This window comes from Acetobacterium carbinolicum (assembly GCF_047456275.1).
GTDB classification, from domain to species: Bacteria; Bacillota; Clostridia; order Eubacteriales; family Eubacteriaceae; genus Acetobacterium; species Acetobacterium carbinolicum.
Genome location: NZ_CP173357.1, coordinates 406,711 through 430,218 on the forward strand (window position 1 = coordinate 406,711; position 23,508 = coordinate 430,218).

Annotated in this window: 18 protein-coding genes; 9 read left to right on the top strand and 9 right to left on the bottom strand. The window is 44.6% G+C overall.

The annotated features are described in order from the left end of the window. Positions 1 to 10 precede the first annotated feature (10 nt). The 8 genes from ACIZ62_RS01920 to ACIZ62_RS01955 all read right to left on the bottom strand — a co-directional run bounded on the left by ACIZ62_RS01920 (position 11) and on the right by ACIZ62_RS01955 (position 11,817). Positions 11 to 1,894 carry a glycoside hydrolase family 13 protein gene (locus ACIZ62_RS01920; RefSeq protein WP_414151124.1) on the bottom strand — a complete coding sequence of 628 codons (1,884 nt, stop codon included), beginning with the start codon at positions 1,892 to 1,894 and terminating at the stop codon, positions 11 to 13. Positions 1,895 to 1,901: 7 nt separating this feature from the next. Continuing rightward, positions 1,902 to 3,314: a glycogen synthase GlgA gene (glgA, locus tag ACIZ62_RS01925; protein ID WP_414151831.1), complete on the bottom strand. Its 1,413-nt coding sequence runs from the start codon at positions 3,312 to 3,314 to the stop codon at positions 1,902 to 1,904. A gap of 3 nt (positions 3,315 to 3,317) precedes the next feature. Next, the gene (glgD, locus tag ACIZ62_RS01930) at positions 3,318 to 4,430 is read right to left on the bottom strand and encodes a glucose-1-phosphate adenylyltransferase subunit GlgD (protein ID WP_111888226.1); all 1,113 of its coding nucleotides are present in this window, start codon (positions 4,428 to 4,430) and stop codon (positions 3,318 to 3,320) included. Between the two features lie 16 nt (positions 4,431 to 4,446). Then, positions 4,447 to 5,571 (bottom strand): glucose-1-phosphate adenylyltransferase, encoded by a 1,125-nt coding sequence (locus ACIZ62_RS01935; protein WP_322519646.1) that lies wholly within the window; start codon positions 5,569 to 5,571, stop codon positions 4,447 to 4,449. A 12-nt stretch (positions 5,572 to 5,583) separates the two neighbouring features. After that, positions 5,584 to 8,010, bottom strand: coding sequence for a glycogen/starch/alpha-glucan phosphorylase (locus ACIZ62_RS01940; protein ID WP_414151125.1), 2,427 nt, complete (start codon positions 8,008 to 8,010; stop codon positions 5,584 to 5,586). A 64-nt stretch (positions 8,011 to 8,074) separates the two neighbouring features. Then, a complete protein-coding gene (gene glgB, locus ACIZ62_RS01945) occupies positions 8,075 to 9,973 on the bottom strand; it encodes a 1,4-alpha-glucan branching protein GlgB (RefSeq protein WP_322519644.1) in 1,899 nt (632 codons plus the stop codon). A gap of 148 nt (positions 9,974 to 10,121) precedes the next feature. Then, entirely contained in the window at positions 10,122 to 10,970 is an 849-nt protein-coding gene (locus tag ACIZ62_RS01950) for a YihY/virulence factor BrkB family protein (RefSeq protein ID WP_111888223.1), read from the bottom strand. Next, positions 10,963 to 11,817 (bottom strand): YihY/virulence factor BrkB family protein, encoded by an 855-nt coding sequence (locus ACIZ62_RS01955; protein WP_111888222.1) that lies wholly within the window; start codon positions 11,815 to 11,817, stop codon positions 10,963 to 10,965. The genes ACIZ62_RS01950 and ACIZ62_RS01955 overlap by 8 nt, the downstream gene beginning before the upstream one ends. A 205-nt stretch (positions 11,818 to 12,022) precedes the next feature. Here ACIZ62_RS01955 and ACIZ62_RS01960 point away from each other — a divergent pair, with 205 nt between their 5' ends. After that, positions 12,023 to 13,945, top strand: a complete 1,923-nt coding sequence (locus tag ACIZ62_RS01960; protein WP_414151126.1) for an aconitate hydratase — start codon at positions 12,023 to 12,025, stop codon at positions 13,943 to 13,945. Between the two features lie 87 nt (positions 13,946 to 14,032). Then, entirely contained in the window at positions 14,033 to 14,713 is a 681-nt protein-coding gene (locus ACIZ62_RS01965) for a TIGR00266 family protein (RefSeq protein WP_111888220.1), read from the top strand. An 89-nt stretch (positions 14,714 to 14,802) separates the two neighbouring features. On the opposite strand, the gene ACIZ62_RS01970 is transcribed toward ACIZ62_RS01965, so the two are convergent. After that, on the bottom strand, positions 14,803 to 15,690 hold the full coding sequence (locus tag ACIZ62_RS01970) for a DegV family protein (protein WP_111888219.1): 888 nt from the start codon (positions 15,688 to 15,690) through the stop codon (positions 14,803 to 14,805). A gap of 200 nt (positions 15,691 to 15,890) precedes the next feature. Between ACIZ62_RS01970 and ACIZ62_RS01975 the strand changes: the two genes are divergently transcribed. From ACIZ62_RS01975 to ACIZ62_RS02005, 7 genes are all read left to right on the top strand, one after another. Beyond that, positions 15,891 to 18,032: a Tex family protein gene (locus ACIZ62_RS01975; protein ID WP_414151127.1), complete on the top strand. Its 2,142-nt coding sequence runs from the start codon at positions 15,891 to 15,893 to the stop codon at positions 18,030 to 18,032. A 99-nt stretch (positions 18,033 to 18,131) separates the two neighbouring features. Then, positions 18,132 to 18,617, top strand: coding sequence for a CarD family transcriptional regulator (locus ACIZ62_RS01980; protein WP_111888207.1), 486 nt, complete (start codon positions 18,132 to 18,134; stop codon positions 18,615 to 18,617). A gap of 89 nt (positions 18,618 to 18,706) precedes the next feature. Next, on the top strand, positions 18,707 to 19,819 hold the full coding sequence (locus ACIZ62_RS01985) for a PIN/TRAM domain-containing protein (RefSeq protein WP_111888206.1): 1,113 nt from the start codon (positions 18,707 to 18,709) through the stop codon (positions 19,817 to 19,819). 187 nt (positions 19,820 to 20,006) lie between these two features. Then, positions 20,007 to 21,407 carry an RsmF rRNA methyltransferase first C-terminal domain-containing protein gene (locus tag ACIZ62_RS01990; protein ID WP_111888205.1) on the top strand — a complete coding sequence of 467 codons (1,401 nt, stop codon included), beginning with the start codon at positions 20,007 to 20,009 and terminating at the stop codon, positions 21,405 to 21,407. Positions 21,408 to 21,418: 11 nt separating this feature from the next. Next, positions 21,419 to 21,823: a DapH/DapD/GlmU-related protein gene (locus ACIZ62_RS01995; protein WP_414151128.1), complete on the top strand. Its 405-nt coding sequence runs from the start codon at positions 21,419 to 21,421 to the stop codon at positions 21,821 to 21,823. An 8-nt stretch (positions 21,824 to 21,831) separates the two neighbouring features. Then, on the top strand, positions 21,832 to 22,323 hold the full coding sequence (locus tag ACIZ62_RS02000) for a DUF523 domain-containing protein (protein WP_414151129.1): 492 nt from the start codon (positions 21,832 to 21,834) through the stop codon (positions 22,321 to 22,323). Positions 22,324 to 22,421: 98 nt separating this feature from the next. Beyond that, positions 22,422 to 23,474, top strand: coding sequence for a D-alanine--D-alanine ligase family protein (locus tag ACIZ62_RS02005; RefSeq protein WP_111888202.1), 1,053 nt, complete (start codon positions 22,422 to 22,424; stop codon positions 23,472 to 23,474). Positions 23,475 to 23,508: the final 34 nt, after the last annotated feature.

A 23,508-nucleotide genomic window follows, 5' to 3' on the forward strand; every position in this document is an offset into this window, starting at 1 on the left:
GATAGAGCGTCTAAACAGTTTGACAGGTGTCAGGAGTGATCATCACAATGGCGTAAGAAAGCGGTGGAAGAACAATGGGGTTTAGTGAGATCGCTTCCTCTGAGATTAAATCAAAACCCTTGCATCCGCTAAAATCCGGATGTTTAAACAGGTGAACCGCTCGGGCATTTCGGTTAAACAGGCAAAAACAGAGTGTGTCTTCATTCCGTCTTTCAAACACGAAAAGATCGTCACTGGCTTCGTAGGGTTGCCAGGAGCCGTTCTGAAAAACCGCATAATCAGCCCGGAGTTTTGTGATCTGGCGGTACCACGAAAGGAGATCCTGATCCTCATTGCCCCAGGGATAGGTACGTCGGTTGTAGGGATCTTCAAAACCCTGGACCCCAGCCTCATCGCCATAGTATAAGCAGGGGACACCTGGGAAGGTAAACTGAATCAGGCTGAGCAGTTTTAATCGTTTTACAGCGAGTGCGTAGTGGCTGTCATCCAGGCGATAGTTTTTTTGGCTATTCTTTCCCTGATGTTTATAGGCTTCCCCCAGGACGTTAAGAATCCGCCGCCGATCATGGCTGCCAATCAGGTTCATGTTTCCCATAAATTGGTCTTTGGGATAGTGCTCGTAAAGTGACATCATAATCCGGGCGGCCAGCCCGGAGCTTTTATCGCTAAGAACAAAATCGATAAAGGTTTCCCGGAACGGGTAGTTCATCACGGCATCCAGTTCATAACCGGAAAAATAGCTGCGCAGTTCCTCATAGGCTACTTTACGGGAGGCATCTTCCCAGACTTCGCCGATTAAGATACTGTCCGGGTTTTCTTCGATCATCGTCTCCTTAAGACCCATAATAAAAGGGTCTGGCAGTTCATCAGCGACATCCAGCCGCCAGCCGGAAGCCCCGGATTTCATCCAGTGACGAATGACACTATCCTTGCTTTTATAAATAAAGGCCTGAAAATTAGGATGCATTTCATTCGTGTTCGGCATGGCGTCAACCCCCCACCAACAGGTATAGGTTTTGGGATAGTCGGTGAAGGTGTACCAGGGATAGTATTTAGAATCTTTCGATTGATAGGCACCAACCTCCGGATAATTTCCATAACGATTAAAGTAAAGGCTATCGTCACCGGTATGGCTAAAAACCCCATCAAGTATAATCGAAATCCCTCGTTTTTGGCACTCTGAAGCCAGGGTTTCAAAACTTTCCTGGGTGCCCAGGGCCGGGTCGATGGTCATATAATCGCCAGTGTCATAGCGGTGGTTGCTTCGTGCCTTAAAAATAGGGTTCAGATAAAGAATGGTGACGTTTAAACTCTTCAGGTAGTCGAGCTTTTCGGTGATGCCTGCCAGGGTGCCGCCAAAAAAATCCCAGTATTTGATGCCACCATCCTTCTCACGGAAATAGTGGGGGTTATCATTCCAGTTGGGATGGAGGATGGCATTTTTATGAAAATTGGCAAGATCAAAGTCCGCACCCCGATTAAACCGGTCGGGAAAAATCTGGTACATAATTCCCTGGGAGTACCAGGCCGGTGACTGCCGTTTGGGATCATAAATTGTAATTTGGTAGGAGGGCGGTTTTGTTTCATAAATTCGGCCTTCGCCGCCCAAATGATCATGCCGGGTGCCATAGGCATAGGCGCGGCCCCGGGAGCAGAAACTAAAATCATACCAGAGGAGTCCAGGAATGACGGGCATCTCCAGGGTCACTTCCCAATAATCAGTTTGCCGGGATTTGATCATGGGATGCGAAGTTTCCTGGTTATTAAAATAAGTCCGCAACTTTAATTTGTCAATTTCAGTGGCATAAACGCGCAAGGTGACGGCACTGCCAATTGGTAATGCCCCAAAGGGCTTGCGATAGGCCAGCTCCCATGAATGATGACGAAATTTCATAATCTTATCACTCCATCAATTTATTATAATATGAAAGGTACGTACCAGCGGATTGCTTCCAGTCAAAATGGCTGTTGTAAGCATTTCTTACCAGCATTTTAAAAGATGCCGGCGCATCGTGGTAGAGGGCTACGGCATGCTGGATGGTAAAAAGCATATCGTGGGCATTGTAAGTTGCAAAACTTAAGCCATTGCCATTTTTGGTTTTGGGGTTAAAATAAGTGATGGTGTCTTTTAGGCCGCCGGTTTCCCGAACAATGGGGACCGCGCCGTAACGCATGGCAATCATCTGAGAAAGGCCACAGGGCTCAAATTTAGAAGGCATCAGGAAATAATCACTGGCCGCATAAATTTTTCTTGAGAGCGCTTCATCAAAATCGATGATGGCCACCATCTTATCCGGATAGTTGTAGGCAATGCTCCGGAAAAGATTTTCATAAACAGCATCACCGGTCCCCAGAATAACAAGCTGCAGATTCTGCTGTAAAATCTCATGGATCACGTTGGACACCAGATCCAGACCCTTTTGTTCAACTAACCGGGTAATCATCGATACCATCGGGACATCCTCCCGGACCGGCAGATCGAGATATTCCTGTAAGGCTTTTTTATTGTCGGCCTTCTTTTTTTCGGGACTGTCAAAGGGAACAAATAAGGCGGGGTCAGTCTCTGAATTATAAATGGACTCATCGATGCCATTGAGAATCCCCACTACCTGGTGACTGAGATGGCGGATTACCCCGTCCAGGCCTTCGCCATAGTAGGGGTCGGTTAGTTCATTTGCGTAGGTTGGACTGACCGTGGTGATTAGATCAGCCGTATAAAGAGCGCCTTTCATCAGATTAATCTTTCCGTAATACTCCAAGTCTGAGGGTAAGAAGCCCAGATGGAGGTAGGGGCTGATATCGTGAAAACCATAAACCCCCTGATAGCGGATATTATGAATGGTAAAAACCACCTTGGTGTCAGGAAAAGCCCGGCGATATTGATGCTTGATCAGATAGGGAACAGCGGCCGTCTGCCAGTCGTTGCAGTGAATAATGTCCGGAGAAAAATCCAGTAATGGTAGAGAATCCAATACGGCCCGGCAAAAAAAGCAAAACCGTTCGCCGTCATCGAAATAGCCATAAAGTGAGGGGCGCTTAAAAAAAGCTTCATTATCAATAAAATAAAAAGTGACACCTTCGTATTCACAGGTCAACAGGCCGCAATAATGCAGGGTATCCGACATCCATATCTGAAAGTGTTTGAGGGGTTTTATTTGTAGGCGTAATTCTTCTGGGATGGTGCTGTATAAGGGAAGGATAACCCGGGCATCGACATCTTCGGGAAATGATTTTGGCAGGGCGCCAAGGACGTCTCCCAAGCCACCACTTTTTGAAAAAGGGTAAGCTTCTGAAGCAACAAATAGGACATTCAACATTTAAATTACCGTGCCTTTCTTTAAAACAATGGGAGCGTGGGGTTTACCCACTAAGGTGGTATGGTCACTGATTTTAGTATCCTTATCCATGACCACATAGTTTAGATTAACATTTCTCCCAATTTCACACCGCTGCATAATGATACTGTTTTGGATGTGTGAGCCAACATTCATTTGGGTATCTCGAAAAATAATGCTGTGATTAATGGTTCCGTCAATGGTGCAGCCGCTACCGACAATGGAATTGTACACCTCGGCGGGATCGTTATAAAGGGTTGGGTGGTTGTCTTTTATTTTAGTATGAATGGAATTTTTACCCATAAAGAGTTCTTGCATAACGTCATATTCCAATAAATCCATACTGGTTTTCATATAGTTTTCCAGGCAGTTTACCCGTTTGATATAACCGCAATGCTGGGCACCGAAGACCCGGAGGGTGTCGATGTTGTATTTGATGATATCCATTAAGTCAAAGTCTCCGGTCCGCTCACTAAGATCCAGCAATTCCTCCAGAATGGATTTTTTAACAAAAAACATTTCAGCAAAAAAATGCCCAGTGGTATGTTCTCTTTTGTAGTGGAGACCGCTGACCCGATTTTTGGTAAACTCCAGGAAAAGATCATTGTCCCTGAGATGGTACAGGGGATCATCTTTTTTAAAGATCAAGGTAATATCACTGTCATTTTTTAAATGCAGATCATAAGCATTTTTAAAATCAAAGGTGGTAACCAGGTTAGGAGACGCAATCAACACATGTTCAGCAGTGGTGGCGTCCAAAAAGCCCCGGTTATTCTGAAGATTACGCAGATTAACCTTGATCAGACGCCCGATATGGTAATTATTAGAGCCTGAGAGAATCGAAAGATCCTGCGTTTTTCGACTTAGGGACCACTCCTTGCCGGTTCCCAGATGATCCACCAGGGAACTGTATTTATGGGAACCGATGACACCAATTTGAGATAAACCGGAATTAACCATATTGGAGAGGGTAAAGTCGATAAGACGATAACGTCCGCCGAAAGGCAGGGTGCTCAGGCTACGATGGGAAAGAAAATCTTTTAAGGAATCATCCTCACCATCCACATTTAAGATAAGTCCAACAGCATTTTTCATTTTTCCTTACTCCTTTTTAGTTATTGATGACATGTATTTCAGGAGTTGTATCGTCGGGGTCGGTAATATAGCGGGCATCGCCTTTAATTCTGGCTCGGGCTCCAACGACACAATTTTCTAAAATGGCCCCATCTTCAATGATCGCTCCGGTGTGCACAATCACATTTTTCAAGCTGGTTTTTTTATGAATCACTACATCATGAGACAAAATGGAATTTTCGACGCGACCAAAGATAATGCATCCATCACAGATCAGACTGTTGATGATCCGGGCCTGGGGGCCGATGAATTGCGGATGACGGCTGGTATTGTTCGAAAAGATGCGAAAGTTTCGATCACTGAGGTCAAAATCACAACTGGTGTCCAAAAGATCCATATTGGCATCATAGTAACTTTGAACCGTACCCACATCGCGCCAGTAGCCGGAGAAAGGATAGGCAAAAATTCGTTTGCCGCTTTCATGAAGCTCGGGAATCACATTATGTCCAAAGTCATGTTCAGATTCCCGGTTTCCGGCATCGTCTAGCAGGGCTTTTTTGAGTTCTTTCCAGGTAAAAATATAAATACCCATCGACGCCTTGTTACTTTTGGGATGTTCGGGTTTTTCCTGGAATTCTTTGATCGAGTGCTCTTCATCAGTGTTAACGATTCCAAACCGATGAGCATCTTCCCAAGGGACATCCATCACCGCAATGGTCAGATCAGCCTCTTTTTCTTTGTGAAAGGCCAACATTTGCGAATAATCCATCTTATAAATGTGATCCCCCGAAAGAATCAGCACATATTCGGGATCAAAACGGTCAATGAAGTCCAAGTTCTGATAAATGGCATCGGCAGTTCCCGAGTACCAGCGGCCCCCTTTTTGGCCCATATAGGGGGGCAGGATATGGACACCGCCCTGGACCTGATCCAGCGCCCAGGCCGATCCATCACCAATATAATTATTCAGGATATAGGGGCGGTATTGGGTCAGTACGCCCACCACATCAATATCCGAGTTCATACAATTGCTAAGCGGAAAATCAATGATCCGATATTTTCCCCCAAATAAAACCGCCGGTTTGGCGTTATTAAAGGTCAGGGAGCCCAAACGACTCCCCTGACCTCCCGCCAGGAGCATTGCGACACATTCAGTATTCAAAGTGATACCTCCTTAAATGATTTTCCAGATTTCCCGTTGATAGTCGGCAATCGAACGATCACTTGAGAAAATACCGGAATTTGCTACGTTGCTGATCGACATTTTGGTCCAAACGGTCGGATTGCGAAAGAGATGATCCACCTGATTTTGGGCATCGGTATAGGCATTAAAATCTTTTAAGACAAAATAGCCATCATTATACAAAAGCAGGGAATCATAGATGGCCTGGAAGCTGAGGCCATGTCCGAGGGTTCCATCAATCAGTTGGTGAAGGACCTGTTGTATTCGGGGGTCCTGCTCAAAAATATCGACCGATCGATAGCCGCCATATTTCTGATAGTGATGGACCTCGTCAGCAGACAGACCAAAGGTGACAATATTACTGGGACCAACGGCGTCCAGAATTTCGATATTGGCGCCGTCCATAGTGCCCAGGGTAATGGCCCCGTTCATCATAAATTTCATGTTTCCGGTTCCCGAAGCTTCTTTTCCGGCGGTTGAAATCTGTTCTGAGATATTGGCCGCCGGATAGATAATCTCGGCCAGTGAAACATTGAAATTGGCCAGAAAAACGACCTTTAGTTTGTCATGGAGGGACGGATCATTGTTAACCAGCTCAGCAATGGCGGTGATCAGCTTAATAACCTCTTTGGCATAGTAATACCCGGGTGCTGCTTTGCCGGCAAAGATAAAGGTACGAGGCGCCATTTCCAGATTGGGGTTTTCTTTAAGCCGATTATACAGATAAAGGACATGGAGAGCGTTTAGTAATTGTCGCTTATATTCATGGATTCGCTTGACCTGGATGTCAAAGATCGAGTCGGGATCAACCTTCACATTGTTATGGTGGGCCATATAATTGGCGAGTCGAACCTTATTGGATCGTTTGACCGCGTCAAACTTTTGATAAAAAACCGGATCATTGATGAAATTGAGCAGTTTTTTAAGATCAAACAGGTTGTGATCCCAATCCGGTCCGATCGACTCATTAATCAGTTCTTTCAGCTCGGGATTGCTGTTCATCAGAAAACGGCGTGGTGAAACCCCATTGGTTACCGAATAAAATCGCTTGGGGAAGACCTGGTAAAAACCATTAAAGGTTTCTTCCCGGAGGATTTTGCTGTGGAGGGTTGCCACGCCATTGATGGAATGACTCGATATAATCGCCAGGCTGGCCATATGGACGTAGTTGTCTTTGATAATCGAAAGGCTGTGGTTGCGGTCCAGATCATGAGGAAATTCGTTATCCAGATCCAGTAGAAAACGGCGGTTGACTTCTTCGATGATCATATAAATCCGGGGCAGCAAATCCTTCATCATATCGACCGGCCACTTTTCCAGAGCTTCTGGTAGCACCGTGTGGTTGGTAAAGCTTAGCGCGGCAACGGTAATTTTCCAGGATTCCTCCCAACCCAAACCTTCTTCATCCATCAGCACCCGCATCAGTTCAGGGCCGCATAGGGCAGGATGGGTGTCATTAATATGAATACAAATTTTATCGCTGAAACCGTCCATGGAGTTATTGTTGGATCGTTTGTAATCCACAATGATCCGCTTAATGCCGGCACAGACAAAAAAGTACTCCTGTTTGAGACGCAAAAGTTTGCCGTCAAAACCATTGTCATTGGGATAGAGGATCTGGCTAATCGCTTCGGCTTCGGATTTATGCCTTACCGCATTTAAGAAATGGCCCTGATTAAACGAGGGCAGATCAAAGGCTTCCAGCGGCTCGGCACTCCAAAGGCGCAAGGAATTAACGGTTTCGTTGTGATACCCCTTGATCGGAATATCGTAGGGAACGGCCATAATAGCTTCATAATTCTCGTGAACAAAGGTCAGATTGCCATTGATGTTCTCAGAATGAATCTGACCGTAGTATTTGATAATGACTGACTTATCGGGATTACGGATTTCAAAGGGATAGCCATTTTTAAGCCAGTTATCCGCGACTTCAATTTGTTCGCCATTGATAATCCGTTGTTCAAACAGGCCATATTTATAACGGATGCCGTTACCATGGGCAGGCATTCCCATCGCCGAAGAGGAATCCAGATAGCAGGCCATTAACCGACCCAGGCCGCCATTGCCCAAACCCGGGTCGGATTCCTGGGCGAGAATGGCCTCATAATCCAGCCCCATTTCGGCCGAACATTCCTGAACCAGATCTTCAACCCCCAGATTGCTGAGGTAGGACTTCATCAGGCGTCCGATTAGGAATTCAATGGAAAAAAAGTAGACCTGTTTCGATTCGTTTTTGTTATAGAGCGTGTTGGTTTTTGCCCATTGGGAGGTGATGCTTTCCATTACCATTTCGGCCAGGGCCTGGTATTGCTTAAGCAGTGAGGCATCCGCCAGGCAGTTTCCGGAGACCTCTTCAATTTTTTTGGTAAAGGTGGCCTTATAGGTGGCTTTTAATTTTTCTCGTTCTGAAGAATTCATCATAGTTCCTTTCAACAAAGCTAGTTTTATAAAGCATTTTTATGGTTATTTAGCAGTGCAGGTTTTATTTTTTAGGTTTCTTAGTTGCCTCTACTTTGGTACTTGTCCGGGGAACAACGCCTTTTAAGACAATGACCGACGAGGGCGGAATATTGAGAGAAACCGAATAGTCCTGGCCATGGAGGGGGATTTTTTGAGCCTTCATGGTCTTTTTCATTTTAAAATCGCTACCGCCATAAAGAGGGGCATCTGAATTAAAGGCCAGACGGTAATTGCCGGGGGCAGGGACGCCAATCTGATAATCGTTATAGGTAAGCGGACAAAAGTTGATGATGGTAATCAGGGTATCCTTTTGTTCGGTACCCAGGCGTTTAAAAATGAGAATACTCTGTTTGCTGTTGTTTGGTTCCAGCCATTCAAAACCGCCCCAGCTATGGTCATCGACCCAGAGCGCTTTTTCTTTTAAATAAAACTTATTCAGGTCTTTAATATAGGTGTGAATCTCGCGATGCTTTTGGTAATCAAGCAAAAACCATTCCAGCGATTCATCTACCCGCCATTCTAGGAAGGGGGCAAATTCGTTGCCCATAAAGGACAGTTTCTTTCCCGGGTGAGTCATCAAATATCCGAAAAGGATGCGAAACTGGTCAAATTTTAGATTGTAATCGCCAAACATCTTGTCGAGGATGGTTCGTTTGCTGTGAACCACTTCGTCATGAGACAGGGGCAGGATGAAATTTTCATTAAAGGCATAGGCCATCGAAAAGGTTAAGAGATTGTGGAAGCGGTTTCGAAACATCGGATCGGTTTTCATATAATCCAGGGTATCGTGCATCCAGCCCATGTCCCATTTCAGATTAAAGCCAAGACCGCCCTTATCCACCGGCCAGGTGACCATCGGGTAGGAGGTGGAGTCTTCTGCTGACATGATCGCAAAGGGAAAATCTCTAAAAATAATGGTGTTCAGTTCCCGCAGGAATGACAGTGCTTCGAGTCGATCGGTACCGCCCTCAATATTTCGAAAGGGTTCACCGTCTAAACCATGGTTAAGTTCAATCATGCTGGCCACCCCATCGATGCGCAGGCCATCGATATGGTAGCGGTTAAACCAGAAGTGGGCATTGGAAATCAAAAAATCAAGGACTTCGGGTTTGCCGTAATCAAAGACCATTGTCCCCCATTGCTGGTGTTCTGAAAACTCGTATTGGCTGGTGCCGTCAAAATGCCGTAGGCCCGGATCGTCTTTACAGAAGTGACCAGGTACCCAATCCAGAATCACACCGATACCGGCCTGGTGGCAGCAATCGATCAGATACATCAGCCCCTGGGGATCGCCGTAGCGGCTGGTGGCAGCGTAATATCCGGTGAGCTGATATCCCCAGGAACCGTCAAAGGGATGTTCCATAATTGGCATCAGTTCAAGGTGGGTGTAATGCATCTCCGTCAGATAAGGAACGAGTTGATCAGCCAGTTCATGGTAGTTCAGATACTCGCCCTTTTCATTGCGCTTCCAACTACCCAGATGGGCTTCATAAATATTAATCGGCATTTTTAGCCAATTGGTGTCGTTTCTTTTTTTGCACCAGCTTTCATCCTGCCAGTCATAACCATCGAGTTCCCAGATAATGGAGGCGGTTTGAGGCTTAACCTCACTGTAAAAACCGTAAGGATCAGCCTTATACGCCAATTCGCCATCCTGTTGGCGAACGGCATACTTGTAAAGCTGGCCTTGGAACAGTTCCGGGATAAAGCGTTCCCAGACACCATGGGTGCCGGAAACGAGTTTCATGGGGTGAGCTTGAATGTTCCAGCCATTGAAATCGCCGACAACGGAAACACTTTGGGCATTGGGGGCCCAGACCCGAAAAGTGGTCCCTTTTTCATTAAGGTGGGCACCAAAATAGTGGTAACTGAGAAAACGCCTGTTACTGGCTAAATCTGCATGGTCATCGATTTTATTCATGATAGTATACGTATCCTTTCAGTTTTGGTTGGAATCAAGTCGCCTTTGCATCTAACATTTTATCACAATCCCTTAATATTGATAGCGCATCTTTTTGAGCAAAGTAAAATCTTTTTAACAATTTCACTTAAAGTGCAACACCGGGCGCTTAAATAAAGAACGCTTTGTCCTGATATAAAGACCAGTACAGGTTGATCTTTCCGCCCAGATTCAGAATCACACAAATAAAGTAAATTGCTACCATCAGGGCAAAAAGTCCCCCCAGACTGCCATAGAGCGTGCTGTATTTGGTCGAATGATTGATAAACAAGGTGAAAATGCGAAAAGCAATATTAAGTCCCAGGGTTGCAAATAGGGCACCGGGAAGACCGCTTTTAAATTTTAGGTGCTGCGCTGGTGCCATGACGTAGATCATATTAAAAATAAAGGTTGATACAATCCATGAAAAAACAACAGCAAAAAAGCTCAGGACGGGATAATAATATGTATATAGCCCGATTTTCTCAAAAATAACAGCACCCACATCAGCACTAAAAAGATAAGCAAAAGCAATCAGTAAAATGGCCACAGTAAACAAAATGGTAAACAGAAATGAATAGAGCCAGATTACCTTTAGCGTCCGGGTTTCTTTCCGGCCATAGGTCTGATTGATACCAACCATGATGGCCCGGGCCGCCAGGGATGAAAAGAAAAAAGCGACCAGAATCAGGCTGTAATGAGAACCGGAAACTTGACTGATGATGCTGTCTAACAAGCTCGTCACGTAGTCATAAGAAAGATTGGGTAAAAAGGCTTCTAAAATTTCGTAAAGATAACTTTCAAAGGGTTTGATAAAACTCCCGATAAATGAAATCAAAAAGAGCAGCAAGGGAAAAAATGCCAGTAGCAGGTAAAATGACATCTGGGTGCAGATCCCTGAAAAATCGGTTTCCTCAAAATCTTCCATCAGAAAGAAAAGCAGCTTGACAATTTTTAGATCAAATAGTTGTTTAATCATTTTTAACCTCCAGGGATGCCTGTCTCAGTGATGATTGTTCAGCTCCGTAAAGATTAACGACGCCACCCAGGCTAAGGGTAAAACAGATCAGATAGACCATAAAAAACAATGAAAAGGGACCTTGAAGATTAAAGAAGAAGGCATTAACATCAAGGGGTGAGCTGGCGAACAGAGTATATAAAAAAATGATCACAAACCAGCTGATACTAACAAAAGCGCCGCCCGGGAGTGCTTCAAAAAAACCAAGATGGTTCTTGGGCGCATACATATAAATTAGGGTAAAAATAAACGTTGGTACGATGATCATATAAATCAGCGTAAAAAGAATGATGAAGACAGCAAAAAACTCAGATAAATTTAAGGTGCTAAAAATAAGGGCTAGCAGTTTCTCTCCGAAAAGATAGAAAAAAACCGTCAAAAAGATAATCAGTAGAAATAAGAATAAATAAAGAACTGCTTGAATCCAGAGCGCAACGATACCCCGGTTTTCTTCCTGTCCGAAGATTCGGTTTAAAGAGGAGATGAGCGAGTGCATGGCGGAAACAGAGACATACAAGATAAAAAAGCCCAGGATTAGGTTGGTTCCCCATGAAAAAGAAATGGTATTGGCGTTTTCCATCGCCAGATTAACATAATCCATAATCGATTGGGGCAATATTTTTGAAAGCACAAAAATAAAAGTTTCGTTCACACTTGCAGAAAACCAGTTGATGAAACTAGATAAAAGCATCAAAAAAGGAATAAAGGCGGCCAGGGTCCGGTAGGACATCTGAGCGGAAAGATTAATGATGTTGTTTTTTCTGCCCTGAACATATAAAAAGCGGCTGAAGCACTTAAGAAAAGTCATGATCCCCTCCAAATCCACTTATAGTAATGGTGTTGATTGAACCACAGTATAACATAGTTTAAATTCAAATTGAAGGGAAACTGCAAAAGTAAAAAAATGGAAAATTCGAAAAAAAAATGGTATAATAAACCAATCATGATTTATAAGGATAATAAAATCACACCGAGAGAATTAGAAAAATTGCAGTTCGGAAAGGAAATATTAAATGGGAAAAACATTAACAGAGAAAATTATTGCGGCACACCTGGTCGTGGGAGAAATGGTAAAAGGCGAGGAAATTGGGATTCGGATCGATCAGACTCTGACCCAGGACTCCACCGGAACGATGGCCTATTTGCAGTTTGAAGCGATGGAGGTACCGCGGGTTAAAACAAAAAAATCGCTGGCCTATATTGATCACAACATGCTCCAGGAAGGCCCGGAAAACATGGACGATCACCGCTATATCCAAAGTGTCGCTAAAAAACACGGTATATACTATTCAAAACCAGGTAATGGCATTTGTCACCAGGTTCAGATTGAGCGCTTTGGCGTGCCAGGCGACACCCTGCTGGGATCAGACAGCCATACCCCCACTGGCGGTGGTATCGGCATGCTGGCCATTGGCGCCGGTGGTTTGGACGTGGCCGTGGCGATGGCCGGAGACCCTTACTATATCACCATGCCTAAAGTCGTTAAGGTTTTATTAACCGGCAAGCTGCGTACCGGGGTATCCTCTAAGGATGTCATTCTGGAAGTGCTGCGTCAATGTACTGTAAAAGGTGGCGTTAACAAGGTCTTTGAATACACTGGCGAAGGGGTCAAAACGCTGACAGTTCCGGAACGGGCTACCATTACGAACATGGGTGCCGAGTTGGGAGCAACTACCTCAATTTTCCCATCGGATGAAATGACCAGGTTATTTTTGGAAGCCCAGGGCCGCGGCGGGGATTATATAGCACTGTCCGCTGATGCTGATGCCGTTTATGATGAAGTAGTCAAGGTTGATATGGATGTGTTAGAACCCTTAACCGCCTGTCCCCATAGTCCTGATAAGGTCGTAAAAATCTCCGAGATCGAAGGCCTGGTGGTCAATCAGGTCGCGATTGGCAGCTGTACCAATTCATCTTGGCTTGATCTGATGAAGGTTGCCGCCATTGTTAAAGGTAAAACCGTGGCTGAAAATGTCTCCCTGGTGATTGCCCCGGGATCAAAGCAGGTTTTAACGATGCTGGCTGAAAATGGCGCTCTGGCCGATCTATTAAACGCTGGTGCCCGGGTGCTGGAATGCGGTTGCGGCCCCTGTATTGGGATGGGGCAGGCGCCTTCTACCGATGCGGTTTCGTTGCGAACCTTTAACCGGAACTTCTTTGGTCGATCAGGAACCCCCTCTGCCGATGTCTATCTGTTAAGCCCGGAAGCAGCGGCGATATCCGCCCTGGAAGGGGTTCTTACCAATCCCTTAGGCAAAATCAGTCTGCCGCAAATTGCGATGCCGGACAGTTTTTTACAAAACGATACCATGGTGATGGCACCAGCCCCGGAAGGTACCGAAGTGGAAGTTATCAAAGGACCAAACATCAAACCGTTTCCGGCCACCAAACCGCTTGAAAACATGGTCGCCGGCAAAGCGCTGATTGTGGTCGAAGATAATATCACCACCGATCATATCATGCCTTCTAATGCAAAACTGTTGCCCTACCGTTCTAATATTCCCTACCTGTCAAACTACTGTCTGGCCCCCTGTGATGCCGAGTTTCCCAAGCGGGCACTGGATAACGGCGGCGGCTTTATTGTCGGCGGCTCCAACTATGGTCAGGGTTCCAGCCGGGAGCATGCGGCGCTGGCGCCGGTTTATCTGGGCATTAAAGGGGTTGCGGTTAAATCCTTTGCCCGGATTCATAAAAACAATTTGATCAATAATGGCATTCTGCCACTGGTATTTGAAAATGAAGCCGATTATGATACCATTGCCTTAAATGATGAACTGATCATTGAAAATGCCCTGGATGCGGTTAAATCGGGCAGGGCCAAGCTGGTGAATAAAACCAAAGGGTTAACCTATGTGATGCTTCTGGAAGTTTCGCAGCGGCAAAAAGAAATGCTACTGGCTGGCGGACTGATCAACCTGATCAAATTAAAAAAATAGTCAAAAAAAAAATAAATCGTCAATTTTGGGATAACTATCCACTAATTGGCGATTTTTTTGCATAATCATAAAATCAGGAGGAAGAAAATGAAGTATGAAATCAAGGGAGGTAATCTCCCGGTGGTAACAGTAAGTTTAAACAGTGGCGAATCGATGTTTACCGAATCCGGGGGGATGTCCTGGATGACTGAAAACATCCGCATGGAAACCAACACCAAAGGTGGCTTAATGAAGGGGCTGCGCCGAACGCTGGCCGGCGATTCGCTGTTTATGACCACCTATACGGCGGAACAGAATAATTGTCAAATTTCTTTTTGTTCCAGCTATCCGGGTGAGATCAAAGCCTTGACTCTACAAAAAGGGCAATCCATTATCTGCCAAAAAAGCAGTTTTCTGGCTGGCGAATCAACCCTGGATGTTGATTTGTACTTTAAAAAGAATATCGGGGTTGGTTTTTTTGGTGGCGAAGGCTTTATCCTGCAAAAACTTTCAGGGCCGGGAACGGCCTTTGTGGAGATGGATGGGGCGATGATTGAGTATGATCTGGCTCCCGGCGAAGTGATGAAAATCGATCAGGGTCATATTGGTATGTTTGAAGAATCGGTAAGCTTTGATATCCAGGCTGTAAAAGGCATGAAGAATATCTTTTTAAGCGGAGAAGGATTATTCCTGGCGACCTTAAAAGGACCGGGAAAGGTCTGGCTGCAAACCATGCCGCTGAGCCGACTGGTGCAACTGGTGGCCTCAAGCCTGCCACCAAGAGGGTAGAATTTTATTAATCTTAAAATAAAGCGCCTTGCCGAATACGTATTCGGCAAGGCGCTTTATTTATAGTGCAAATTCAAAATAACGGGATTTCATGGGATCACATTGACATAGTTTTCCGGCAGTTCATCAAAAAACATGATTCCCAGACAATGGGTGCCAATATGAACCGTTAAGGTTGAACCGGCTTTTTCAGGTAGTAAGAAGTTTTTAATCCCCAGTTCTTTTTCAAAATATTTTTTGGCCTTGTCCTGAAGATCCGGGGCGGTGCTCTGGATCATCCCGAGGACCTGTTCCCGGTTTGTCATTTTTTCTTCAATAATAGCAAAGAGCGTCTTTAAGGCTTTTTTCTGACCGCGAATTTTTTCATAAACCAGAATCTCACCATCTTTAAAGTATAAAATCGGGACGATTTTTAGCATATCCCCAAGCATCGCCGCATTACGGCTGATCCGGCCGCCCTGGGCCAGCCATTTGATGTCTCCCACCAGAAAAAAGATCTGGGCGTGATGGGCTAGAAAAGTCATCGTCTCAACGATTTCTTCATAAGGACGGTTAAGCTTGTTGAGTTTCAGACCCTGATAAAGAATCAAGGCCGAACCAGTGGTGGCAGAAAGGGAATCGACGATCGATACTTTTCGATCCGGGTACTTTTCCAGTAAATCCTGAGCCAGCAGTCGGGCGGTCTGGTAGGTTCCCGAAAGCTTTGAAGATAGCACCAGATAAATGACATCATCACCGTTTTTAAGATGTTTTTCAATGGTGTTGGTAATATCCAGAGGTTGGATCTGGGCTGTTTTGGGAAAGAGTTTGCTGTTATTGCTGACAAAATCGACCACCATCTCGGGGGTGATATTGATGCCATCAAAATAAGTTTTATCGTCAAGGGTTACCGGAAAGGGTAATATATCAAAATCATAGCGATTTAGGGTATCGCTGTTGGTATCACACATGGAATCCACAATAAATTTTATAGCCATTAAAGTGACGCTCCTTTTTATTTTAGTAAAAAATATTCTACCACGAACCACATCTTATTACAATCGTTTGAGGCGTCGGCCTTAAGCATAATAGTGGTTTTGCGGGAATGTTTGTGATTATATCAAAAAAATGTTAAACTAATCTTTGGAAAATAAAAACCAAAGCGATTAATTTAAAAGTGTAAGAAATGGAGAAGTTTGTGGAACAGATAATCAAGCAACTTGCAAAAGAATTTTCAATACGCCCTGAGCAGGTGGAAGATACCATCAATCTAATCGATGGGGGGAATACCATTCCCTTTATCGCCCGTTATCGAAAAGAGGTTACCGGGAACTTAAGTGATGCCCTGCTGCGGGATCTGGATGTGCGTTTAACATATTTACGAAAACTGGAGAAACGGAAAGAAGAGGTTACTGGTAACATTGAGGAACAGGGAAAACTGACCCCAGAACTTAAAAGCGCCATTTTAAAAAGCCAAACCCTTCAGGAAGTGGAAGATCTCTACTTACCCTATAAACAAAAAAAGAAAACCCGGGCATCGGTGGCCCGGGAAAAGGGGTTAGAACCATTGGCATTGCAAATCCTTGCACAAAAACTAACCGAAGTCGAGCTTGGTGAAGCAGCCCTTAATTATATCGACGCCGAAAAAGAAATCAATACCGCCCAGGAAGCCCTGCAATTGGCGATGGATATTATTGCCGAGATCATTTCGGACAATGGCACCTATCGGGGGGTGATCCGGAAATGTACCTACGATAAAGGGCAGATTAAGTCCACGGTGGTCAAGGGTAAAGAAGAGGAAAACCCGGAATTGGAAATGTACTTTGATCACACCGAAACCATTAAGGCCATCAAGGACCACCGGATTTTGGCACTTAACCGGGGCGAGAAGAAAAAGGCCCTGTCGGTTAAATTATTAGCACCTACCGAAGAAATTGAAGCTTACCTAGAAAAAGAGCTGGTAAAAGCCGAGCCCTCCAGCTATTTATTAAGAGCTCTTGGGGACAGTTATACCCGGCTGATTGCACCGGCCATTGAGCGGGAAATCCGGACTGCCTTAAAAGAGCGGGCTGAAGAAGGAGCAATTAAGATGTTTGCTCTTAATCTAAAAAAACTGTTGTTGCAGCCGCCGTTTAAAGAAAAGGTTACGATGGGCTTTGACCCGGCATTTCGAACCGGATGCAAGATTGCTATCCTGGACAAGGTCGGAAAGGTGCTTGATTATACCACCATCTATCCAACCTTTGGCAAGGGTCAGGCGGAGAAAGCGGAAAAAGAATTCCTCCAACTGATTGAACGCCATCAGGTCGATATCATTGCCATCGGCAACGGCACCGCTTCTCGGGAGTCGGAACAGTTTGTGGCTGAAACGATTAAAAAAACCACGGTACCAGTGCAATATATTGTCGTGAATGAGGCTGGCGCTTCGGTTTATTCGGCATCTGAATTGGGGACCGAAGAATACCCGGATATCAATGTTTCGATTCGCGGTGCCATTTCTATTGGCGGGCGGCTTCAGGATCCCCTGTCCGAATTGGTAAAAATTGATCCCAAACACATTGGGGTCGGTCAGTATCAGCATGATGTCAATCAGAAAGAACTGGAACGGGTGCTCGAAGCAACCGTTGAGGATGCGGTTAATAACGTCGGCGTCAATGTTAATCGGGCTTCGGTAGCGCTACTTAAATACGTAGCCGGGGTAAACAAAACCATTGCCAACAATATTTTAGATTACCGCAACAGTGTAGGCGCGATTAAGAGCAGAAAAGAACTCATGAAGGTCAAAGGTTTGGGCGCCAAAGCCTATGAGCAATGTGCCGGTTTTTTACGGATTGATGACGGCGATAACATCCTGGATAATACCGGGGTTCACCCGGAGGCTTACAAAAGTGTGGAAAAGCTCTTAAAACTTAAAAACATCAAAAAGGAACAATTGGGAAACCGCGAACAGCAGGACTTGTTTAACGACATGAACTATGGAGAAATGGCGACGCAGCTGGAAATCGGAATTCCAACCCTTTATGATATTGTCAAAGAACTACAAAAACCGGGCCGTGATCCCCGGGAGAATGCCCCCAAGCCGCATCTGCGCTCTGATGTGCTCTCGATGAGTGATCTGGAAGTGGGGATGGAGCTGATTGGCACCGTCCGAAATGTCATCGATTTTGGCGCTTTTGTGGATATTGGTGTCCATCAGGATGGGCTTGTGCATATCTCACAAATCACCGATCGTTATATCAAACACCCGTCAGAGGCGGTCTCTCTGGGGGATGTGGTAACCGTTAGGGTATTGGCTGTGGATTTGAAACGAAAACGGATCAGTTTGACCATGATTATCTAAATAAATATTGACAGCGGGATAAGTTTTTTATAAAATAAAAGGCTTATTCTTTTTTTATATGTTATAATGGGAAGAGAATCGATGATAGGAGTGGTTGAAATGTATAAAATTGGGGATAAAATTGTTTATCCGATGCACGGAGCAGGTATCATTGAAGCAATCGAAGAACGAGAAATATTTGAAGAAATAAAACCTTACTACATCATGCAGATTGTATCCGAGGGTTTGCAAATTTTAATTCCCGTTGATAAAGTTGATGATATTGGGGTAAGAACCATTGTGACCCAGCCAGTAATTGATGAGATGATCGAAACACTGAAATTACCAATGGACGAGATGGAAAAAAACTGGAATAGGCGCTATCGGGAACACCTGGAACGATTAAAAACCGGCGATATTTTTGAAGTAGCCAAGGTTGTTAAAAACCTTATCTTATTGGATCGCTTAAAAGGTCTCTCAACCGGAGAAAAGAAAATGTTGAATAATGCCCGAAATTTCATCGTCAGTGAAATGGTTTTAATTCAAGATAAGGACAAACAAGAAATATTAGATTTGATCAATAGTTCGGTACACAGTGAGGCGTGAATTTCACGCCTTTTGTTGTATTTAATAGTTTAATCTTAAGAATCAAGTGCTATAATTACATGGTAATATTATGAAAGGAGGTGAAGATAATGATACAAAAGATACTTCGCGTGTCGTTCGGAATTGTTGGAGTTCTGGTTGGGATGGCTTCAGCCAATGTATTGGTAACCAATACATGGATTTTAAAAACGCTAAGAATTAACCTGACTCCGGAATTGGAAGTTGCCCTTTATGCAGCTCTGATTGTTCTATTTGGACTTATATTTTTCATTCTATTCCCGCTGATGCTCAAGGGCGTAAAAAAACTCTCAAAAGTTGTTGAGACCAGCATGGAAAATGTCCGGCTCATTGACATTGGCCTGGGCATCGGTGGCTTGGTGATTGGCCTGGTGATTGCGATGCTAATCAGCTTTGCATTTTCGCAGATTCCGATTCCCTGGATCGGTGGACTTTTAACCATCACGATTTATATAGTATTAGGCTATATTGGTTTTTCCTTACCGATTAAAAAACGGGAAGACATTCTCCAGTCGCTTCAGAGTGTTAAGCGGGAAAAGGATGGCAATGTGCCAGTTGGTCAAAAGCGACCCACCAAAAAGAAGGGCGCGGCCATTCCCAAGCTACTCGATACCAGCGTGATCATTGATGGACGGATTTTTGATATCTGTAAAACAGGTTTTATTGAAGGTCCCTTAGTGATTCCGGTATTTGTGCTGAATGAACTCCAGTTGATTTCGGACTCAGCCGATGAATTAAAGCGGAATCGGGGTCGTCGTGGTTTGGATATTTTAAATAAAATTCAGACTGATCTGGACATTGAAGTGCAAATTACGGAAGAAGATTTTGAAGATACCCATGAGGTGGATTCAAAATTGGTAAAACTGGGAAAATCAACCAAAGGTAAGATTTTAACCAACGATTATAATCTTAACAAGGTTGCCACGGTTCAAGGGGTGGACGTGCTCAATATTAACGAGTTGGCCAACGCCGTGAAACCAATTGTTCTGCCGGGTGAAGAAATGAAAGTTCTGCTGGTAAAAGGCGGAAAAGAAAACGGCCAGGCCGTTGCCTATCTGGATGATGGAACCATGATTGTTGTTGAAAATGGCAAAAAATATATCGGAACCACCACCACGGTTATTGTTACCAGTATTCTGCAAACAGCAGCTGGACGGATGATTTTTGCAAAACCAAAGAAATAACGAACCAGCAATTATAAGTTCTCGACAAAAACACCAGCGCTTGCGCTGGTGTTTCTATTTCGGCGTTTTTTGACAAATTTATTGTAATTAACAGGGGCTTTACGTATAATGAAATAAGTATTGTTAACAATCGGCGCAGGGTCAGAGATGGCTTTGCAGAAAAATTTGCAGGAAAATGGGGATCATCATGGAACTACCTGAAGCGTTTAAAGAAAAAATGAAAAATCTGATGGGTGAAGCCTATGAGAGCCTGCTGGATTCTTATGATCAACCCGAAAGCAAAGGCATCCGAACCAATACCCTAAAGCTGGAACCTGAGGAATTAGCCAATAAATTACCCTTTAAAACCCAGGGTGTGAACTGGTGCAGAGAAGGATTTTATATTGATCATACGGTGCGGCCGGGTAAAAATCCCCACTATTACGCCGGGCTCTATTATGTCCAGGAACCGACGGCAATGGCGGCAGTTGAAGTACTTGATCCGAAACCCGGGGATTGGGTGCTTGATCTCTGTGCGGCCCCAGGCGGTAAGTCCACCCAAATTGGTGCCCGGCTTCAGGGTACGGGGGTGTTAGTTGCCAATGAGCTGGTTAATACCCGGGCTGGAATCCTGTCCACTAATATCGAACGGATGGGGTTAACCAACGCCATTGTCACCAATGAATTTCCCGAGCGATTGGTGGACTCTTTTTATCAAAGCTTTGATAAGATTCTAGTCGATGCGCCCTGCTCCGGCGAGGGCATGTTTCGTAAAGACCCGGGAGCTCTGGCCGATTGGAGTCTGGAACGGGTTGACCGCTGTATGGGTAAGCAGGAAAAAATATTAGAAAGTGCCCATCGGCTGTTAAAACCCGGCGGGGTGCTGGTCTATTCAACCTGTACCTTTTCGCCGGAAGAAAATGAACAGATGATTGAAGCTTTTATTGAGAAATACCCCTACACCCTGGAAACCATCGAGTTACCCGGGATTATCGATCATGGCCGGGTCGAATGGACCCACAAGCAGCAGCAGGAGATCGCTAAAACCCTACGGATTATGCCGATGACGGTTAAAGGCGAAGGACATTTTATTGCCAAACTGATAAAATCAACCGTCGTTACTGATACCATTGAGATTAAACCGGGATACGCTAAATCACGGTTGAAAAAGGCCACCCGCATCGAGCTACAAGACTATAACGATTTTGCCAAAAATAATCTGGCAGCGGAATTTTCTAAAGCATTCGAAGACCGTCTTTATCTGCTGGGTGAACATCTCTATGCCATCCCGGAGGGGGTGGTGCTGGAGCGGATTGCCAATTTAAAACTCTTGCGGACTGGTCTTCATCTGGGAACCTTTAAAAAGAATCGCTTTGAACCTGGCTATGCACTGGCAATGGCGCTTAAGTTGTCGCAGGCTAAAAATGTCTGCGACTTAACCGATGAAGAGCTGGCTTATCAGTATCTAAAGGGTGAGGCATTAAACCTGGAAGCAACCAAAGGCTGGGTTTTGGTTGGCTATGAGGGCTATTCGTTGGGATTTGGAAAAGCCAGTGAGGGTTTGATTAAAAATCACTATCCCAAGGGGCTAAGAATCAGGAAAAAATAGGAGAACAACGGATGGGTAACCAGGCGAATAAAAAGCAGATTCACCCCAGTGCGGTAATTTCTAACGATGCCCTGATTGGAAGTCGAACCATCATTGGTGCCGGGGCAATCATCGGAGCGGGTATAGTTATTGGTGAAGATTGCCAGATTGGCACCGGCGTAATCATCGAGTCAGACAGCAGGATTGAAAACAAGTGTGTATTGGAGCCCGGTGTGATAATCGGTAAGGCGGTAACGCTCAGTAAAAATACCAAAATTGGGATTGGTGCCCGGATTACCAATGGGGTAAGCGTTGGACCTGATTCGGTCATAAAAATTGGTGAAATCGTCTTAAAAGATATGATTTATAAAATGGTTTTTAAACGGGGTGCCTGGATTTACCGGGAAGACAGTTTAAATGATAAAAACGATGAGTGAGGGAAAAAATGAATCAGAAAGATTTTACTTGTTTAAAAGAAGCTTTGGAAAAGAAAAAGAAGATTTTAGTATCCAGTTGTTTATTGGGAATGAAGATAAACTATGAAGGAAAGGCCCATCCGGTGGATGAGCTGCGACAACTTTTTCTTCAGGGACAGGCGATTCCAATTTGTCCGGAAGTGCTGGCATCAATGCCGATTCCCCGAGATCCGGCTGAAATAGTCATAGTCAATGGAGAACGGAAAGTGTATAATAATAAAGAAGTTGACGTAACCGAAGAATTTCGTCTGGGGGCCCAGCGAAGCCTGGATACAGCCCGGACATCCGGGGCAAAAATTGCAATTATGAAAAGCAGAAGTCCGTCCTGTGGTTGTGGGGAAATTTATAATGGAACCTTTAGTGGAAATTTGGTTGCTGGGGACGGTATCGCCGTAGCCTTATTAAAAGAAAACGGCATTCGCGTCATTACCGAAGATGATTTTTTGGAGTGTTTGAAATAATCAGGCCTTTGCGAAGCAATTGGCAAAGCCGGCGTCAGTTTGTTATCGGTTTTATAAAATCATAACAAGGCGATCTCAAAAGAAAAGTGAGGAATAGTATGAAAAACAAACTCAACATTGGAGTGGTTTTTGGAGGACAGTCGGGCGAGCATGAGGTTTCAAGGGTTTCTGCATACAATGTTTTGGGTGTCATCGATCGGGATAAGTATAATATTGTCACCATCGGGATCTCAAAACAGGGGAAATGGTTTTTATATGCTGGCGATGCCGAGAAGATTAAAGATGGTTCATGGGAACAGGATCAGAAAAACCTTACCGCAGACTTTTCAATCTTTGACCATCCGGAAATATCCAAGATTGACGTTTTTTTTCCGGTTCTTCACGGTCCGATGGGCGAAGATGGGACGATTCAAGGGGTTTTTGAAATGCTGAATAAACCCTATGTCGGGTGTGGTGTGCTAAGCTCAGCAGTGGGAATGGATAAAGTTTTTTCTAAAATTATGTTTCAAAGTGTGGGAATCCCCACCGGGAAGTACATTTATTTCCGGGAAAATGACTGGAAGTGCGATCCCGATGCGAAAATTGCAGAGATTGAAAAGGCATTGGGGTATCCTATTTTTGTTAAGCCAGCGAACATGGGCTCCAGCGTTGGCATCACCAAAGCCCACGACCGAACTGAACTCGTCGCTGCGATTAAAGAAGCCTTTGTTTATGATAATAAACTGATTTTGGAAGACTTTGTCAAAGGGAGAGAAATTGAATGTGCGGTCCTTGAAGTTGGCGACGCTATTCGGGCCTCGATTCCCGGGGAGGTTATCCCTTCTAAAGAGTTTTATGATTATGAGGCCAAATACTCAGCCACAGAAGACTCCAAGGTGGTCATACCGGCAGATCTATCTCCGGAAATCACACAAAAAGTGAGGGATTATGCGATCAAAGCGTTTGAAGCCATTGAAGGCTCTGGGTTAACCCGGGTGGATTTCTTTGTTACCGAAGATGAGCGCATTTTAATTAATGAAGTCAACACGCTGCCAGGATTTACAAATATCAGTATGTACCCAAAAATGTGGGAAGCCACCGGAATTGGGTATATAGAACTTGTAGACCTGATTATTGCGTCAGCAAAGCGGAAACGCACTACTGTAAGCTAAGTCGTCCGGTTTCTTTATGATGCGTAATCCTAAT